Source organism: bacterium, from assembly GCA_013360195.1.
Classification (GTDB): domain Bacteria; phylum Electryoneota; class RPQS01; order RPQS01; family RPQS01; genus JABWCQ01.
In genome coordinates this window covers 58,006-76,120 of sequence record JABWCQ010000004.1, presented here as the reverse complement: position 1 = coordinate 76,120, position 18,115 = coordinate 58,006, and the positions used below count along the sequence as shown (strand labels likewise).

The 18,115-nt window shown below is 51.6% G+C and carries 20 protein-coding genes and 1 tRNA gene; 3 read left to right on the top strand and 18 right to left on the bottom strand.

Features of this window, described 5'->3' with window-relative positions:
* Positions 1-23 precede the first annotated feature (23 nt).
* The 8 genes from HUU59_04670 to HUU59_04635 all read right to left on the bottom strand — a co-directional run bounded on the left by HUU59_04670 (position 24) and on the right by HUU59_04635 (position 7,353).
* Positions 24-1,517 carry a hypothetical protein gene (locus HUU59_04670; protein NUO18722.1) on the bottom strand — a complete coding sequence of 498 codons (1,494 nt, stop codon included), beginning with the start codon at positions 1,515-1,517 and terminating at the stop codon, positions 24-26.
* A gap of 265 nt (positions 1,518-1,782) precedes the next feature.
* Positions 1,783-2,625, bottom strand: coding sequence for a hypothetical protein (locus HUU59_04665; GenBank protein ID NUO18721.1), 843 nt, complete (start codon positions 2,623-2,625; stop codon positions 1,783-1,785).
* A gap of 10 nt (positions 2,626-2,635) precedes the next feature.
* Entirely contained in the window at positions 2,636-3,154 is a 519-nt protein-coding gene (locus HUU59_04660; protein ID NUO18720.1) for a hypothetical protein, read from the bottom strand.
* 49 nt (positions 3,155-3,203) lie between these two features.
* Positions 3,204-4,259, bottom strand: coding sequence for a type IV pilus twitching motility protein PilT (locus HUU59_04655; GenBank protein NUO18719.1), 1,056 nt, complete (start codon positions 4,257-4,259; stop codon positions 3,204-3,206).
* A gap of 131 nt (positions 4,260-4,390) precedes the next feature.
* Positions 4,391-4,822: a prepilin-type N-terminal cleavage/methylation domain-containing protein gene (locus tag HUU59_04650; GenBank protein ID NUO18718.1), complete on the bottom strand. Its 432-nt coding sequence runs from the start codon at positions 4,820-4,822 to the stop codon at positions 4,391-4,393.
* 666 nt (positions 4,823-5,488) lie between these two features.
* Positions 5,489-6,382, bottom strand: a complete 894-nt coding sequence (locus HUU59_04645; protein NUO18717.1) for a hypothetical protein — start codon at positions 6,380-6,382, stop codon at positions 5,489-5,491.
* 346 nt (positions 6,383-6,728) lie between these two features.
* Positions 6,729-6,802: transfer RNA gene (locus HUU59_04640), tRNA-Pro, on the bottom strand.
* Between the two features lie 110 nt (positions 6,803-6,912).
* Positions 6,913-7,353: an IS1 family transposase gene (locus tag HUU59_04635; GenBank protein ID NUO18716.1), complete on the bottom strand. Its 441-nt coding sequence runs from the start codon at positions 7,351-7,353 to the stop codon at positions 6,913-6,915.
* A gap of 251 nt (positions 7,354-7,604) precedes the next feature.
* Here HUU59_04635 and HUU59_04630 point away from each other — a divergent pair, with 251 nt between their 5' ends.
* From HUU59_04630 to kbl, 3 genes are read left to right on the top strand one after another with little or no spacing between them, the layout of a single operon-like run.
* Entirely contained in the window at positions 7,605-8,678 is a 1,074-nt protein-coding gene (locus HUU59_04630; GenBank protein NUO18715.1) for an alcohol dehydrogenase catalytic domain-containing protein, read from the top strand.
* On the top strand, positions 8,679-10,706 hold the full coding sequence (locus tag HUU59_04625) for an APC family permease (protein NUO18714.1): 2,028 nt from the start codon (positions 8,679-8,681) through the stop codon (positions 10,704-10,706).
* 14 nt (positions 10,707-10,720) lie between these two features.
* Complete coding sequence (gene kbl, locus HUU59_04620) at positions 10,721-11,908, top strand: glycine C-acetyltransferase (GenBank protein ID NUO18713.1); 1,188 nt, start codon at positions 10,721-10,723, stop codon at positions 11,906-11,908.
* 69 nt (positions 11,909-11,977) lie between these two features.
* Here the strand turns inward: kbl and HUU59_04615 are convergent, their stop codons facing one another.
* The 10 genes from HUU59_04615 to HUU59_04570 all read right to left on the bottom strand — a co-directional run bounded on the left by HUU59_04615 (position 11,978) and on the right by HUU59_04570 (position 18,113).
* A complete protein-coding gene (locus HUU59_04615; GenBank protein NUO18712.1) occupies positions 11,978-12,805 on the bottom strand; it encodes a site-specific DNA-methyltransferase in 828 nt (275 codons plus the stop codon).
* Between the two features lie 76 nt (positions 12,806-12,881).
* Positions 12,882-13,781, bottom strand: a complete 900-nt coding sequence (locus HUU59_04610) for a proline dehydrogenase family protein (GenBank protein NUO18711.1) — start codon at positions 13,779-13,781, stop codon at positions 12,882-12,884.
* 12 nt (positions 13,782-13,793) lie between these two features.
* Positions 13,794-14,237 (bottom strand): hypothetical protein, encoded by a 444-nt coding sequence (locus HUU59_04605; protein ID NUO18710.1) that lies wholly within the window; start codon positions 14,235-14,237, stop codon positions 13,794-13,796.
* A complete protein-coding gene (locus HUU59_04600) occupies positions 14,210-14,602 on the bottom strand; it encodes a RidA family protein (GenBank protein NUO18709.1) in 393 nt (130 codons plus the stop codon). Before HUU59_04600 ends, HUU59_04605 begins: the two co-directional genes overlap by 28 nt.
* Position 14,603: 1 nt before the next feature.
* The gene (locus tag HUU59_04595) at positions 14,604-14,780 is read right to left on the bottom strand and encodes a hypothetical protein (GenBank protein ID NUO18708.1); all 177 of its coding nucleotides are present in this window, start codon (positions 14,778-14,780) and stop codon (positions 14,604-14,606) included.
* Position 14,781: 1 nt separating this feature from the next.
* A complete protein-coding gene (locus HUU59_04590; protein NUO18707.1) occupies positions 14,782-15,423 on the bottom strand; it encodes a deoxynucleoside kinase in 642 nt (213 codons plus the stop codon).
* A 4-nt stretch (positions 15,424-15,427) separates the two neighbouring features.
* Positions 15,428-15,937 (bottom strand): 2-amino-4-hydroxy-6-hydroxymethyldihydropteridine diphosphokinase, encoded by a 510-nt coding sequence (gene folK / locus HUU59_04585; GenBank protein ID NUO18706.1) that lies wholly within the window; start codon positions 15,935-15,937, stop codon positions 15,428-15,430.
* On the bottom strand, positions 15,906-16,289 hold the full coding sequence (gene folB, locus HUU59_04580; protein ID NUO18705.1) for a dihydroneopterin aldolase: 384 nt from the start codon (positions 16,287-16,289) through the stop codon (positions 15,906-15,908). Before folB ends, folK begins: the two co-directional genes overlap by 32 nt.
* Positions 16,286-17,110, bottom strand: coding sequence for a 3-deoxy-8-phosphooctulonate synthase (gene kdsA / locus HUU59_04575; GenBank protein ID NUO18704.1), 825 nt, complete (start codon positions 17,108-17,110; stop codon positions 16,286-16,288). The genes folB and kdsA overlap by 4 nt, the downstream gene beginning before the upstream one ends.
* Positions 17,094-18,113, bottom strand: a complete 1,020-nt coding sequence (locus tag HUU59_04570) for an NAD-dependent isocitrate dehydrogenase (protein ID NUO18703.1) — start codon at positions 18,111-18,113, stop codon at positions 17,094-17,096. The genes kdsA and HUU59_04570 overlap by 17 nt, the downstream gene beginning before the upstream one ends.
* Positions 18,114-18,115: the final 2 nt, after the last annotated feature.

Sequence of the window (18,115 nt, the reverse complement as noted above, 5' to 3'; positions counted from 1 at the left end):
CCGCTCCTCACGGCTGGTAACTCCTAATTATACCGGAGTCGCCTGTTTGCCGCCACGTCCACCGGGTCCTCTGAGGCTTGGCCCCACTGAACCATATTGAGGAGGACTCGCCCGTCGTCATCCGTCGCACCGAGGAAACAGGGCGGACGCATGTAACGGAAGCGACTGTCATAATGGTAAACTTTGTTGTAGCCGGTGCCACCGCGATTGGAGCGGTGAACATAGCCGCGGCGCCACTGCGTAATTGAACCCGTCATCACAATTTCCCCCCGTTCGTCCGGTGCCGGACCGATATAGGGGTCGTTGACGTCGTTCATCTGCTCAAGCTGAAAACTGCCTCGGAGTGATACGATGGCGGCGGTCAGCACGATATCGGAACCCTGAGCCTGATTTTCGCGGCCATTCTGCCACGTATTGGCAATATATATCCACTGCTCAGAAACGATGCCGATAATGCTGCCGTTCGGACCTAACGCGTTTGCAGGCAGCTGCCCGGAAATCGGGTTCGTCCCTTGCAGCATAACGTTGTCAATCAGGCGAATATCCTGTGAACAGCCGACCGTTAACTTGCAGCCAGTGGCATTCATGACTCCGCGCATGTCAAGCTTGCCGTCCACAAAGACGCAGGCACTTGGCGAACAATTGACTTCCACAAAGGGCGCGTCCAACGTATCAAGCTCGGTACCGATCGGCCAATGATAAAACCTGGCGTGACCGCCATTAATTGAACAGTACCACTCTTCGCCGGTTGCCGACAAATAGTAATCTGCATTATTGCGAATCGACTCGGCCAATTCGGGCATGCGAACCTGCGGAGCATTGAATCTTGGAGGTCCGCCGCGGAAATCGAACGCGGGATTGGGAGAACCGGCGCGGAAACTCGGTTTGGTCGTGGATACGATGTCAAACGCCACCGGTAATCCGCCGACGTTTTGGGTTGTAATCCAATCGTTGGAATGCACTCTCCCCCAAAGAGTATCACGGCCGAAGAATCGAACGACGTCACCCGGGAAGGTGGCCGAAGTCTCGTAGTTGGTCAGATACAGATAGTCCACAAAGCTGCGCACCTGAACATACAAGACGGCCTTGACCGTATCCCTCTTCGCATCCCGCTCTTCCCACGGCGAATCCACGATACCGTAAGCCTGAATACGGAATTTCTCATCGAAACTGAAGTTCGAATTGTCGTCAACCGAACCGAACACAGGAGAGACGCGAACATCCTTGTATCGTCCGACACCGGGTATTACCCCGTCACCCAATCGTGTTTCCGTACGCGGTAGAAGTCCCGCCTGCTGCTGGTTCAGCCACGTCAAGCCTTGTTCGATGACTCCGGCTTGCGCGACATAATATGCTTGCATACGCGCGTGCGCATGCTGACCCTGAACTGCTTCATCGGTTGCCCATTGCATAAAGGCAATACCGGTGCCCAAGAGGGACGCTACCAGCGCCATCATGGCCACGAGGACATATCCGCCATCCCGGCGAGTTGCAGTGTGTTGTGAGGTCCTGATCATGATCCGTTCCCTGTTGAATCTGTGATGGACTTAATCGTCTTTCGGAAAGCCCGACAGCCAATTGGCAAAGCTCCCGCTCTCTGGTTTCTCGCGAAGCCAGAAAGCAAAAACTCATGCCGCTGTCAAACCATCCGCCACTGGAACAATCAATCCATGAAGCGATTTCAACAGTATGCATACCGGAGGCGTCGCACCGCACGATGTCGGTGCGACGCTGCTCCGGAAAGTCTCTGATTTGTAAAGATCGCTGGCCGGACGGCGACGGTTAGCCCGTCGCTCCGGTCAAGACAAACTCTTTGTAGAAGCGATTATCGGAAATCGCACTGCCCCAATTCAAGGGGCTGATCGAAGTTTCGTAAACGCGCTCGCGAATGTAGTCGTCACCAAACAGGCCAATCGAGTCCGACGAACGATAGCGATATTGCATGACCATCTTGATGCGAATCGTCGAACGGGTGAATTCCAAAGGGTTAGCTTCGTAAGTCGCGCGCGGGTCATTCAAGAGCGGATAGTCAATGGAAAACTCCGTCACCCGCATACGGTCGCGCTGGTCAAACGCTGAAAGCTCTGTGCGGGCATTGCGCGCCTGCCTTGCCGACCAGACCCATTGATCCGCGGCAGAACCGGCCCAATAGGGCTCACGCTCGTTAATCAGGATACCGCGGTCAATATTGTGGCTTAATGTCACAAAACCACCGTAAGTCTTGTGGTCGTTGACAAACTGACCGGTGGTGAAGTAATTGTCCGTGATGTACGGAAAATGTCCGCCCGCCCGGTCAATGCTGTTTAATCCGCCGTTTTCATTGACCTGCTCACCGATGGCAATGCGCCAGCGGGGATTGCGGCCGCTGGTAATCTGATAGCCGCCGAGCGACCATTGCAGCAAGTTGACCATTTCCGTCATGGCCGTCTGAGCGTATTGGTCCATCTGCCGCTCGGCATTGGACACACGCCACTGCATGGAAAAGTCACGGTAGGCTGCCCAACCACCTAATAGCACAGTGGCGGCGACAAACACGGATACCGCCTGCGACGCGAGGGTGAAACCCGCTGCGCGTCTGAAATTGTCGAGTCCTGCCTTCCGGAGGACTTGATTGATCTTACTCATCTTTTCCTCCTTAGCCGGGTATGACAAATGTTGATTGCAAGGTAATGGTGCGCTCCGGTCCGACGCGATCCCGTTGATCGCCGAATTCGTCTCCGGCGATAATGGGTTCCTCCCAAGTCGCCGTGCACACGACTCGATAGTAATCGGGGCTCATGCTGGTCAGAACGTTATCCACCAACTCAAACGGTCCACGCCTGAGAGTGGCAATGGTCCGCACAGCCTGACCATCGCGGTCAGTGCGCGTGTCCAAATCCACTTCGTCTTCTTGCGGGGTAATCACCCAGGCAAGGTCGTTGCGGTAGCTGGCCGTTGACGACCCGGTAAAACGGATACGAGCCGTCTGCTCCTCCATAAAGCCTCGCAGCTTATAGAGGGCAACTTTGTAATGTTCCTGGTGAATTAGGGCTTGCCGCCCGTACAGGAGGGAGTAAGAGGTCCCAATCGCGGCAATGGCGACAATCGTCATTCCGACGGCTATCGTCACCAGATCGGCGGCACCACGCTCCAGTTTGCGAATGCGTTTGCTCATTTTCGGCCTCATTGATTGATTCCAGTGGTCCAAGGCCCACCCCCCGGAATTACTCCGAGAGATTAACCTCGAACAACTTGGAATTCTCAGCCACATGAGCTGCCGTTTCACGGCTGATCAGACCCTTGTGCATCAATCGCATCAAGTCCTGATCAAGGCTCTGCATACCGGATTTTCCGCCCGATTGGATTACGGAAGGTATTTGATAAATCTTATCTTCGCGAATCAGATTTCGAACCGCAGTCGTCGCCACCATGATTTCGGAGGCAACCACCCGGCCCGTCCCATCCTTTTTAGGAAGCAGTTTTTGTGCCACCACCGCTTCCAGCGACTCGGCAAGCATCGAGCGAACCTGAGTCTTTTGGGCGGCGGGGAAAATATCAATAATACGGTCGATGGTCTTGGCAGCACTGGACGTATGCAATGTCGCAAACACCAAGTGACCCGTTTCTGCGGCAGTCAAAGCCAGCGATATCGTTTCCAAGTCGCGCATTTCGCCGACCAGAATCACGTCCGGGTCTTCGCGAAGTGCGGCACGCAATGCGTTGGCGAAACTATGTGTATTCGCCCCCAGCTCGCGCTGGTTCATCATACAGTTCTTCGAATCGTGGAAGAACTCGACCGGGTCTTCGATCGTGATGATATGAAGTTCTTTATACTCATTAATCCAGTCCACCATGGTCGCCAAGGTGGTGGTCTTGCCGGAACCCGTGGGACCGGTCAACAACACCAGACCGCGATCGCGGTCGGCCAAGTCGCGCATGACTTCGGGCAGACCCAACTCTTCAAAAGAGCGAATTTCCGACGGAATCGTACGGAACACGGCACCATAGCCGTTGATTTGCTGGAACACGTTGACACGAAAGCGGGCGATATCCTCGAGCTTGGCCGAGAAGTCGATTTCCTTCATTTCGAGGAAGCGCTCGAGCTGCTCGCGTGTCAGGACTTGCTGGACGATATTCTCCAGAGTGGCGTGCGCCATTTTCGGCAGGTTCAGCTTGCGCATGCGGCCGTGCACTCGAATCATCGGAATGGACTCACTCGAAAGATGCAAGTCCGATGCGCCCTGGTCTACGGCAAACCGAAGCAGCTCAAAGATGTTAATATGTGTTGCCGTTGCTACTGCCACGTGTCCTTACCTCGCTTCCTGAACCCTTATACCAATTCTACCCCAAAAGCTGCGCTGAATCGAACAAGTGCGGAGCGGAAACACTCCGCTCCGCACCATTAGATATCTTACTCGCTTTCGTCCGGCTCAGGCAGGCCGTAGCCAAACCACTTGCCTTCCTTCACAATGTACTTGACTTCCTTGCCGGCGCCGCCTCGCATCTGGTCTGTCGAAGTGGCGATAATCTCGTCCGGCGGATTGCCTGTAAACGAGAAGGTCCATTGCAGCATTGTAGACTCAGAGAGTTTTACATACTTGGAGTCCTGCAGATCTTCCACCGTACCGGGGTATTCGCCGCGGTCCTGATAATAGATCTGAGCTGCCTGCCAGATTGAGCTGATGGCCGTCTTGGCATCGCTGGCACGGGCGCTTTCGACGTATTCAAGATAGATTGGCACCGAAATCGCCGCGAGAATGGCCACGATGACCACCACGATCAAGATTTCGATAAGGGTAAAACCCTTTTGGTTCTTGCGCCGACGGATGAGTCGGTTCAACATGATACTTCCTCCATACATATGGCTTACCGTTGCAGATTGCCCGTGCTCGTGTCGCATGCCTTGCACGGTCCTCCATGAACTTAGTAGCACTCAACTTACGATGAGAGCGCGAAATTATCAAGTCCTCAGAGGCTCGTCAAAAAACTCAGGTTCCTTGCAACTCAATAACTTACGGCAATTTTCAAGCCCTTTTGAGGTTTAATTTTTGAAACTTAAGCTCAGTAAAATCAACCCTGCCCCTTCTCAATTGGTGTGCAAAGTGTGCAAAAGGTGCATATTATGCATCGAGAGGAGAATGATATTTTTCTCGGTTTTTGGGCTTTTCCAAAAAGAGAGGCAGACATCGAGAGGCGTATTCATTAAAAAGATATTACAGACTGTTGTTGTCAGCTTTTCAGTCTATTCCTTTTTGAGTGCTTCAGATAGTCACTCATCGCCCTTAGCCCGGAATTCAGATGCAGACGTAACCGGTTAAAACGATTCAACCCCTAATTTACGACATTTTGAACATATGGTCAAGAGAAATTTTCAAAATATTGAACTTAGGAAGAGATTGATAAATTGGGAGTTGGGGATATTTCAGGGGATTGGGGAGGCGAAGAAGGGATGGATTGGGGCGCCGCAGCGGGGGCGCCGCGGGGAAACCTCTCTCGTAAGTCAAAATTTCTAATTCTTGTCAGCTTTCGACTCCAGCTCTTCCAAGCTCTGTCTTTGCCGCAAATACACCGCACTATCTGATGAAACACCAGTCACGGAAGGTACAAGGCCATAGGAGGAGAAGCATCTATCCAAATACGCAATAGCCCTTTCATACATCCCCTGAGATTTTGCTGCACCCAAACAATAAACAAATACACTTGCAGAAGTATCACCATTTGCAATCAACTCCTCTGCGCGTGAGAGTGTTTCCGCACTATTGCCAGTAATGAATGAATCAAAGAGATAGGATTCTTTTGCTCTTTGTATGTCGGACGGTGAACAGGGTGCTGTGACATGAATCAGCATGGGTTGTGGTACAGCTCTCCCAATCCCAACTGGCATGCTTCTAAGGCTTCCCCATCTTGGGTCGATCCAAGTCGCAGTCACGCAGATTGTTTGACTGACAAGTTCCTGTGGAACCTCGAAGCTCATGTGGAGTTCCGGTTTCAGTAAGTAGTCTGGTGGCAGTTCACCAGTTACACGCCAAACGCTGTCATAGTACATCTTCTGAGTTGTATTGACAATATGGAACCGAAACAGGGTCGCCAAATTAGGACTATATAAGCATGTCCTGCTGGTCTCATCCCAATAGCCGATCTCCAGAGTTAAGCCCTTTGGAACTTCAGTTTCTGCCCCAACGTACTCCACATTGTTTCCGGCACTGCCATGTCCCCGAACCATAAGCACGAATTGTGAAACCGATCCAGTAACCAGATTTCGTATCTTAGTATTGGAGAGATCTGCCTCGGTTGAATCACAGTCATAACCACCAAGCCCTCCTATGTCAATCAATAGTCGATGTTCAACTGAATGAGCAAGACTTGTGGCCATTAACACAATCGCAATGACTTTTGCGTACATATTGCTCCTCGCTTTGAAATTACCGCCGCGTCCACAGCGTATCCGGCGGCTGCGCCTGCACCAATACGACTCCCCCCAACAACAAAAGCGCGAACCCCACCCGCTTCAAAAGATTGAATGCAGAAAGAATTCGCGTCATGGGTGTGGCTCCGAGGTTGTTGGGGAGTAAGTTAGGGAGGAAAAGTTTTAGATGCCAGTTTTTTGTCAGAATCGCGGATTCCGGCGGGGAACCGCTACGCTAAATCCCCGCTCGGCGAAACGAAGCGATCCCCGCCCGGCGATTTGGTGCGGCGCAGGCAAAGAGCCAAAACCGAAAAACAGGTGCGGAAACACCTGTTTTTTATAGTCGGGGCGACTGGATTCGAACCAGCGACCCTCTGCTCCCAAAGCAGATGCGCTACCGGACTGCGCTACGCCCCGAGGTCGAAGGAACCCGCAATGTAACGGAGTTTGGTGGGAAATGCAACTACATGAGAAGAGCCTGCCTACCGGCAGGCTCTTGTGCCCTCAAGATTTGCCCTCTGCGCTGCCTACATTGCGGCTACGCCCGTGGAACGCTCGCGAACCTGCCGACGGCTTGAAAACTGGGCCAGCAGTTCTCGCAGCTGTGCATCTCCGTTGGAAATGACGCCTCTGTCCTGCAGGAAGTTCAAGACGGTGCCGTAGTCCTTGTTCGCCAACCGCAGGTAGCGCTTGACGGTGTTCTTGGACAGGTTGAAATCACGCGCCGTAGCGCGGATGCCCTGACCCGTCAAGAGGCTGCGATATATCTTCTCAATGGTATCCCAATCGAGACGGGAATCCCAAAACGGAGTTCCCTTCAATTCGCTGAAAGTCTTCCCGCAGGTCTTGCAAATCAGCAAGCGAACTTGCTTGCGGCCGTAGCGGGTATAGAGATTAATATTCCCCCCATTTGACTTGCCGGAATCCGGGCAAGTGGGGTTCGGACAGGAAAATTGATCCAGGTTCATTAGTGGCTCACCCGGTTTCTGAAACGCTTATTACCGTTTGGGTTATCGGCGAGACATCCTCTTCCCTTTAATTGTGCTGCACCATGTTTAGAAAGTGGTCAAATTGCACATAAGCGGCAAGTTCATTTTAATTCATAATTTAGGCCAAGTAAGCTCAAAACTTCCTCATTGATTTATTCATAGTGTTTAAGTATTTTCAAGACTTATCGGTTTGCCTCCTCATCATCTCCTATCTAGAACCCACATTAATCATGCAAGCCATTCAGAAAAGTAATACAACCCCCGGCCTGAGTTACCTGACGGATGTTGCCAAGCCGGAAATCACGACCCCACACGATGTCATCGTTAAAGTTAAAGCTGCCGGCATTTGCGGTACTGATGTTCATATTTATTCCGCCAAACCATCTTTAATGTCGCGAATGGGCAAGGTCGTTCCCATGACCATCGGCCACGAATTCTGCGGTGTTATCGAAGACTTCGGTCATGGAGTCGAAGGACTGCAACGCGGCATGTTTGTTTCAGCTGAAATGCACTGGACATGCGGTCAATGCTATAATTGCCGGACGGGCAACGGCCATTGGTGCCTGACGCAATCCGTCGGCGGTATCGACAAGCCGGGCGCATTTGCAGACTATGTGAAATTGCCTGCCACCTCAATTGTACCGCTTCCCAATAATCTGGCCGTTGAAGTTGCGGCCTATCTCGATGCCATTGGCAATTCGGTTTACACTGCACGCACAGCGGATGTAGTCGGTAAGGATGTCGCGGTTCTGGGCGCAGGGCCGCTCGGAATTCTTGCCGTGGCTCTGTGCCGCATCATGGGCGCAAAGAAGATCTATGTGACGGACATTTCGGATTATGTTTTGAAGGTTGCCAAAGAGGAAGGTGCGGACGAGGTTTTTAACGTCAAGGACGAAAAGCAGCATCAGGAGTTCCTGAAAGTTGCCGCATCAGATTCTGCAAAGCGCGGACTTGACGTTGTCCTTGAAATGTCGGGCGCCCCTTCGGCATATGCGGATGCGTTCAAGTCGTTACGCATGGGCGGTGATTTCGTCCTTCTGGGCTTGCCGTCGGGTGAGTTGTCGGTGAACTTCTCAGGTGACGTGGTCATGAAGGGAATCACGATTCACAGTATTTTCGGGCGAAGAATTTTCAATACGTGGGCCGATATGCTGGCGCTGCTTCAAGGGGAGTTCTTGAAGACGGCCAAGCGGCTGGTCACGCATAAGCTTGCGCTGTCAGACTGTGAGAAAGGCTTTCAAACAAAGTTAGCGGGGGAAGGACTGAAGGTCGTTTTCTATCCGGAAGGCGCACCCAAGGCTTAAGTGATGGTTCGCCCCACGACCACACCGACTCAGCAACCTGAACCGGAGGACGACAAGCTGTCTTTCTTCAGAAGGATTCAGCGTGCCCTATTAGGCAGGCGATTGAATCCCTTTGATCCGGCTGTCTTTCACAATATTTCGCTGGTTGCGTTTTTCGCGTGGGTTGGTCTGGGGGCCGACGGAATCTCATCGGCAAACTATGGTCCTGAGGAGGCCTTTCTGGCGCTCCACGGGGCAACGTTCCTTGCACCGATTTTGGCCTTGATGATTGCCGTAACAATTCTGATTATTTCGGCAGCTTACGTGCAAGTGATCGAGGAGTTTCCTAACGGCGGTGGTGGCTATTTGGTTGCTTCGAAGTTGCTGTCACCCAAACTCGGCGCATTGGCAGGCACGGCACTGGTCATCGACTATGTGCTAACCATTGCAGTATCGATTGTTTCTGGAGTTGATGCGGTATTCAGCATGGTTCCACCGCAATTCGACTACCTCAGAACTTGGGTTGCCATAGGAGCGGTTGTCTTTTTGATTACGCTTAACTTGCGTGGCCTGAAAGAGTCCATCCTGGTGCTGCTTCCGATCTTCCTCGTGTTTGTCATTACTCATGTCGGTCTTGTTACTTACGGTCTCATTTCCCACTTGCCGGATTTTTCGGAGCGATCCGCCGAGAATCTAAACCTTGCTTCTGAAATGATTTCCCAGGATGGCTGGTGGGTTATCATTGCCGCGCTTCTGCATGCATTTTCAATGGGAGCCGGCACGTTGACCGGTATTGAAGCCGTCGCGAACGGAATGCAAACACTTAAAGAGCCTCGTGTCCGAACGGGCAAGCGTACCATGTTCTACATGGGATTGTCCTTGGCTTTCCTTTCGGTGATGCTTCTCCTGAACTTCTTCCTGTTTGACACGCAGCATACTGAGGGCAAGACACTTAATGCATCGTTGTTCTCACAGATAACCGAAGGCTGGCAAGTCGGAGGCTTCGACGCCGGCGGTGCTTTGATCAGCATCATGCTGATATCTGCGGCATTACTACTCTTCATTGCAGCTCAGACGGGTTTCATCGGCGGCCCGCGGGTGCTGGCAAGTATGGCGGAAGACTCGTGGGTTCCGCACCGTTTCGGCCACTTGTCGGAGCGACTGGTTACGCAAAACGGTATTGTGCTGATGGGCGCCGCCGCGATTGGATTCATCTTGTTCGCACGTGGTGACACGACGATTCTGGTCGCACTTTACGCCATCGACGTATTTCTTTGCTTCTCACTTGCGCTTCTCGGCATGTCGAAACTGTGGTACCAAAAGCGCAAGAGCGATCCGACTTGGCGGAAACACTTTCTTGTCAGCGGTGCGGGGTTAACGGTCAGTGTTGTACTTTTGGGAATCATGGTTGTCATTAAGTTCTCAAAGGGAGGTTGGCTAGTCGTATTACTGACCGGACTCTTCCTATTGTTGTGCCTCAAGATTCGGAATCATTACCGTCAGGTCGAGACGAAGGTGAAAGAACTGGACGACATTCTGGGCACGTTGTCGCTCGGTGATGCCGCAGTGAAGTCCGAGCCGCTTAAGCCAAGTGAACCGACCGCAGTGGTTCTCGTGCAGAGATTCAGCGGTCAGGGAATCCACCTCCTGCTGTCGACGCAAAGGCTGTTTGGAGGCCGGTTCAAGCAGTTTATCTTTGTATCGGTCGGCGCAATTGATTCCGGCAGATTCAAGGGCGTGAGCGAACTGCATTCGCTGCAGGAAGAGGTGCAGAAGGAAACCGAGAAATACGTCATGCTTGCGCGATCCTACGGCCTGAAGGCGGAAGCGCGCACGAGCTGCGAGCTGGATTATATGGCGGAAATTGAAAGGCTTTGCCTGCAAATTCACGAAGAGTTTCCCAACAGTGTTTTCTTCGCGGCAAAACTCCTGTTCTGGAAGGACACCTTCTGGACGCGTTTCCTGCACAACGAGACACCTATGACACTGCAGCGCCGGCTGATGTTCCACGGGCTGCAATTTGTTGTTCTACCTGTTCGACTACAATAACATACAGAATTACCATGTATAACGGTTTTAAGGAATTTTTGGCCGGAGAGCTTGTCGGTATTCGCGAGTCCGGCCTGTACAAATCAGAACGAATTATCGACTCTCCTCAGGGAGCAGAGATCAAGGTGCGAAACCGCGACGTCTTGAATTTCTGTGCTAACAACTACCTCGGTCTTGGTGACCACCCTGCTTTGATTTCGGTCGCTAAGGAAGCGCTTGACCAGCGTGGATATGGTCTCTCGTCCGTGAGATTCATTTGCGGAACACAGGACATTCACAAGAAACTCGAAAACAAGCTTGCCAAGTTCGTCGGAATGGACGATGCAATCTTGTACTCATCTTGCTTTGACGCCAATGGCGGACTGTTCGAGACTTTAATGAAGGAAGACGACGCAATTATCACGGATTCGCTTAATCATGCCTCAATTATTGACGGTATTCGACTCTCTAAAGCCAAGAGGTACATTTACAAGAATTGCGACATGCAAGACCTTGAGGACAGGTTGAAGGAGACTCAGAATTGCCGATTTCGTCTAATCGGAACCGACGGCGTTTTTTCCATGGACGGTTCGATAGCGCCGCTCCCACAGATCTGCGATCTTGCTGAAAAGTACAACGCACTGGTGATGGTGGATGACTCGCACGCGACGGGGTTCATGGGAAAACACGGACGCGGCACACACGAGCATCATGGTGTCATGGATAGAGTTGATATCATCACTTCCACTCTGGGGAAAGCGCTTGGCGGTGCGTCAGGCGGCTTCACAGCGGCGAGGCAGGAAATCGTTGATTTGCTTCGCCAGCGGTCGCGGCCATACTTGTTCAGCAATACTGTACCGCCGCCTATTATCGCCGGCGCGTCCAAGGCAATCGACATGCTCACGGAGACGACCGCGCTTCGAGATAAGCTGCATGCGAATACGAAGTACTTCCGCGAGGCCATGTCGGCCGCGGGATTTGATATCAAGCCGGGAGTACATCCGATTGTTCCGATCATGCTGTACGATGCGCACAAAGCGCAGGAAATGGCGGCGGCTATGCTTGAGGAAGGGGTTTACGTGATTGGATTCTTCTTCCCTGTCGTACCCAAGGATCAGGCTCGCATTCGGGTACAGATTTCCGCCGCGCATGACGGCGATCATCTCGACACGGCCATCAATGCCTTCAAGAAGGTCGGGAAGTCACTCGGCATCATTAAGTAAGTCATTCCCCCAATGACAAAAGAGCCCGTCAATCGACGGGCTCTTTTGTTAGTCATGTGACTAATGCTGTTAACTGTCAAAAGCAAGCCACAGAGTCTGATCTTTTCTTGCAACGTAGCGCTTCGGACGAATTGTGGCGCGCAGTTTGGGATCCTGCAATTTCTTCTTGTCCCGCTTTACATCTATTAGCTGCATTTGCCTGCCGAGTCCTCCCGCACGTGCTTTTGCGACAAATTCGGGATTCAGTTCAAACAGGACAAAATTACGTTCGTGACCGTCACCGTCATGATGACTTGCAGCTTTGCAGGCCAATCCCGCACTACCGGTGCCTGCAAACGGGTCAAGAACAATATCGCCGGGATCACTACTTTTTTCGATCAAGACGCGCAGAAGTTCAACAGGTTTCTGGGTTGAGTGGAAGCGGTGCGCAGAGGGAACATTATCGCATTCCATGACATCAGGATCCCGTTTGCCGTTGAGATGCCGTTTCCCTTTATGAGCGAAGATGATCATTTCATACTGCGGTGCGTAAGATCCGTTCAGATCCCCGCTGCCGTGATTATTCTTCACCCATATCAAACAATTCTTGACCTCGAATCTGCGGGAAATCTCGCTGAAGAATAGCGGATAGGTGTCATAACGAGTGAAACAATAGAAGTGAGTGTCGTTTTTTAACACACGATGTATTTCATCCACCCAATCGCTGACCCAGTCGAGACTTTGGTCATTTGCGAACTTGGGGAGTTTGTCGCGAGCCGTCCGACGATTCGACTGGTAGTCTATGCCATAAGGCGGATCTGTCAGGACAAGGTCTACACACTCGTCCGGCAACTCGCGCAGGAGCTTGAAACAGTCCCCGCATGTGATTGCGTTTAGCCAGTCTTCACGAATACTCATGTCCACTCAGAGAGAGGGTCACCTCACGAAAACTCGCGGTGACCCGAATTCTGCCTCGATTTAGATAGATTTCTTTTTAGCCCGCTTTGAACAAACTCTTGAATACGTAGCCGGCAAGCGCGGGGTTTTCTTTCAGCCTTCTCGTTGAATACCCGTACCAAGCATCTCCGAATGGCACGTACACCCGCATACGATGCCCGGACGAAACCACTTTGCTTCGTAATTCCGGCAAAACTCCGAGAAGCATTTGATACTCGTAGCTTGCACGATCTATGCCACGTGTCCTTATCATCCGTTCCGAATGCTCAATCAGGTAGTTGTCGTGGGTCGCAATTCCAACTTGAGAGCCGCCATCAAACATCAATTCGAGCAATTTCAAATAGTTGTCCTGTATCGCCTTTCGTTCCTTGAGGGCAATAGATTCAGGTTCGACATAGATTCCCTTGCAAAGCCGGAAGTTTGTTTTGCCGGTATCCATAAGTCGCTTCACGTCATCGGCGGTTCGCTTCAAGTATGCCTGCACAACTATGCCCAATCGAGGGTAGCCTCGAAATTCCTGAAAAATCGCCAAAGTCTCGGTCGTATATGGAGAATCTTCCATGTCAATTCGAACGAAGACATCCCGCTTTCCGGCGGCTTCTATCAGGATACGCATGTTCTCGCGTGCCAACTGAGGACTGATTGACAGTCCGACGGCAGTAAGTTTTACCGACACACCGGATTTCAATTTTCGGTCGGCAATCGCGTCAACAAGGCGAACATATGCATCAATTGCGCTGCGAGCTTCGGACGGATCTGAGACAAATTCTCCCAAAACGTCCACTGTAGTGTGCATGCCATTCGCGTTTAGTTCCTGAACGACACGCATAGCGTCTTCAAGAGTCTCCCCGGCAATATACTTGGAAGCCACACGACGTACCATCCAGCGCGGAACAAGCGGCATCGTGCGAACGACCAATTGGTCTAACAAAGACATGTTCAGTATGTATTAGAAGCGAATAGTGGCGCCAATTTGAGCTCCTTCTACACCCTCAGGAGTCAAGTTCGGCGAAACATCAATTTGAAACAGCTGTGCGTCCACGTATGCGTCACCAAGGGACAGAAGTTTTATTCCGGCAAGCCACCAGATATTCTTGTTTCTGGAACTGCGATAGAGTTTCTCTTCTTCAAAATTGTCAGCCTTTTTGGCGGCCATCATCCAATCATTGTATCGTGAAATTCCAACAATAAACAGTGCTTCCGTCACGAAAAAAGCTGCCGCTTTCACATAGGACTCATTGTAAGCCTGTCCCCAGCCTGGAACCGCAAGTGAACGAAAGACCGCACCGGTAGTGCTTTTCTTGGGTCTAACCCTTGAGGACTCGTCTGCGATTGCTCTTCCTGCACACAAAAGTGCTGAAAGAATCAGAACGAGGGCAACAGCGCGATACATTCGATTTCCACAAGAACATCCTTTGGCAATCCAGCAACAGCGACAGTGCTGCGTGCAGGCGGTGCTTTCGCGAACACTGACCCATAAACCTCATTGACCGCGGCGAAATCGGACATTGTTCGCAAGAAGATTGTCGTCTTCACAACATTGTCAAAGTCGGTTCCGGCCGCCTCAAGAATTGCCCTTAGATTCTTTACTACTTGTGTGCATTGCTCGGCCGCGGTATTCCCAACTATCTCCATAGTCTTCGGGTCCAGTGGTATCTGTCCCGCAGTAAACAGCAGCGATCCCGCAACCTTTATTCCCTGACTGTAGGGTCCGATCGCCGCAGGAGCCGCGTTGGTGGTAACAACTTCACGTTTCATATCATTTAATTTCCCTGAAATCCGCGTCTTCAATATCCTCATTGCGACGGGCTGGACCTGACGCACGCTGCTGCGGATTTCCCTTGACGTTTTGTTCGGGCGAACGCGAACGAAACAGATTCAGAAGAATCTTCACCGCGAGCACTGCCGCGACTACGACAAGCAGCATTCGCAGCATTCTAAATATCCACCGGGTTGAAGTAGCGCGTGCCGTGTTGTTCACGTTCGATTTCAGCCGTAATGGCCGCAAGATGATTTGAATTGCTTACAAAATCAAGCTGAGTCGTGTTCACGATCAGCAGCGGAGTTTCATCGTAATTAAAAAAGAAATGATTATACCCTTCATTCAACGTGCGAATGTACTCTTCCGACATGTCCCGTTCATAAGGACGACTCCGCATGCGTATATTCTTCATTAACCTGTCAGTCGAGCTTTGCAGATACACTACAATATCAGGCTTGCGCACCCGCATTTCCAAAAGCGACATTACCTTTTCATACAGCGTCAGTTCGGCTTCGCTGAGGTTTATGTACGCAAATATCCGGTCTTTCGGGAAAATATAATCAGAAATCAGCGTCGTATGAAAGAAATCCGGTTCAGGCAGTTCCTGCTGCTGCTTGAATCGCGACAAAAGGAAAAAAAGTTGCGTCTGGAAAGCATAGTGGCGCTGGTCCTTATAAAACTGTGCGAGAAACGGATTCTCATCATGGTTCTCAAGCACGAGACGGCCATTCAGGTTCTCGGAGAGAATACGTGCCAGCGACGTCTTACCGACGCCGATGACTCCTTCTATCGCAATGTACCGGTGGCGAGTCTGCATATACTTATTGTGTGGCTGGACCGATCACACTGATCAGTCTAATCTCGTCGAGCAGCTGCTTGAATGTCTTTCCCGAAACAGGATGAACTGAATCCGGAATCAATTCACAAAGCGGGATCAAATAGAAATCACGCAAGTGCATGCGCGGATGCGGAACGTGCAAATCAGGGGTGTCAATAATCTCATTACCCCACAGAAGAATGTCCAAATCACATGTTCGTGCATTGCCGTGCTTGTCCGTGGTTCCTCCGACGGAAAGCTCGATTGCCTGAAGCTGTCTCAGAAACATGAAACAGTTTTCTATGCGCCTGCACTCAAAGACCGTGTTAAGGAAATTTCCACCGGCAACTCCATCAACAGGCTTGGATTCAACAACCCTTGCGATTCTCAGGAGTGCAAATTGGCGGGTTAGAAGGTCGACAGCCTTATTGTAGTTCTCCCATCGATCGCCCAAATTGGTGCCGAAACCGATGTAAGCGTGCTCAATCATCCTTGCGATGGCGGACGACTTCAACTTCGACGCTGTTCAATACTCCACCCATCGGCACATGAGGTTTGCGCACCCGGATAGTCACCTCTTGCACAGCAGCGAATTTCACCAAGACTGCATTTGCAAGCTCAGAAGCGCACGTTTCGAGCAGCCGGTAGTTTTCAGCGAGAAAGGCGCGTTCGAGTTCTTTAAACAAGAGCGTGTAATCAACCGTCCAGTACAAGTCATCGCCGCTTGATCCGCCGCGACCGAAGTCACCGGCGACTTCGCAATCGAGTTCAAACAACTGTCCAAGTCTGCGCTCTTCATCCAAAGCTCCGTGGTGGGCGTAAATCTGAATACCCTTCAGACGGATTCTGTCTTGGGGAGAGCTCACGCTTCCCCCGCCTTGAGCGATTCCACGATTCGTACCAGGTCAGTAATAAATCTCTCTAATTCAGACAATGCAAGCATGTTGCCGCCGTCCGACAGTGCCTGTGAAGGATTAGGGTGAGTTTCAACGAAAACCGCAGAAACCGCGCCTGTCGCAACTGCCGCGCGAGCAAGGTGTCCTATAAATCGCGGACTTCCACCGGACACACCAGCACCCTGACCACCCATCTTCTGAACGCTATGTGTGGCATCGAACACTACGGGGTAACCGATATCGGCCAGCAGTACAAGGGATCGCATGTCCACGACAAGATCGCGGTAACCGAAACTTGATCCGCGCTCCGTCAGCAGAATCTTGTTGTTTCCCGTCGACGCAATTTTTGCGGCCGCGAACTTCATGTCCTCCGGTGCAACAAATTGCCCCTTTTTGACATTTACGGCCTTCCCTGTTTTTCCCGCCGCAACCAGAATATCCGTCTGCCGGCACAGGAATGCGGGAATCTGAAGAATGTCCACGACTTCGCCTGCAGAAGCCGCCTGATCTGGCAGGTGAATGTCCGTTGTGACGGGCAAACCTGAAGACTTACGGACATTCTCAAGGATGCGAAGGCCTTCTTCTAGACCCGGACCGCGAAAACTATCCACCGATGTTCGATTCGCTTTATCAAAACTTGCTTTGAAAATAGGCAGCACGCCCGTACGAGTCGCGATGATAGCAAGTTCTTCTGCGACATACATACACAAGTCTTCAGACTCTATGACACAGGGACCTGCGATGATTGCGAGCGGATAGAACTCGCCGCCGATATCAATTGAGCTGGTCAATGATGGCCTTTGTGATATCGGCTGTTCCGTGCGGAGACCCTGGCATCAGGTCCGGCGTCAAATATTTGCCTTCCTTGAGCACAGCGCGAACGGCGCTATTGACCTTTTCGGAAGCTTCATCTTCGCCCATATGCTTCAGCATCATTGCGCCTGCCAAAACCAGTGAGATGGGATTGGCAATTCCCTTGCCTGCAATATCCGGAGCGCTGCCGTGAATGGCTTCAAACATGGCCACGTTGTCGCCATAGTTCGCACCCGGAGCGACGCCAAGACCACCCACAAGTCCGGCTGTCAAATCCGAGATGATGTCGCCAAAGAGATTTGTCGTAACGATAACGTCATAGGTGTGTGGTTTCTTCACCAACTCCATGCACGCGGCGTCAATAATCTTTTCCTCGGCATTGATGTCGGGATAATCAGCGGCAATTTCCCTGAAGCTTTCAAGAAAGATTCCCGAAAACACCTTCAAGATGTTTGCCTTATGAATGCAAGTTACTTTCTTGCGGCCGTTTCTGCGCGCATAGTTGAAACTATACGAGCAGACCCTGTCCATCGCAGATCTTGTGTTGCAAGCAACTACAATCGCGGCCCGTTTGTCCGGATCGACATACATCTCCTGGCCTGTGTATAAGCCTTCGGTGTTTTCCCGGATGACAACTATGTCCGTATCAGGAAAGGGCGTTTTTATTCCTGTAAATGACACACAGGGTCGTACATTGGCATAAAGGTTCCACTTTTGTCTCATGGAGACATTCACGCTCTTATAGCCGCCGCCTACCGGAGTCGTGATCGGCCCTTTCAGCACCACGCCAGTCCGGTCAATCGAATCAGCGGTCTCCTTTGGAAGCGGGTCCTTGCCCGCTGCAATCGCGGCCAATCCCGCGTGACAAACTTCCCATTGAATGACAACGCCCGTCGCCTCCATGATGGCCACTGCGGCCTCAGAGATCGACGGGCCGATACCGTCACCGGGAATGAGCGTCGCCTTGTGGGTGCGCTGCACTC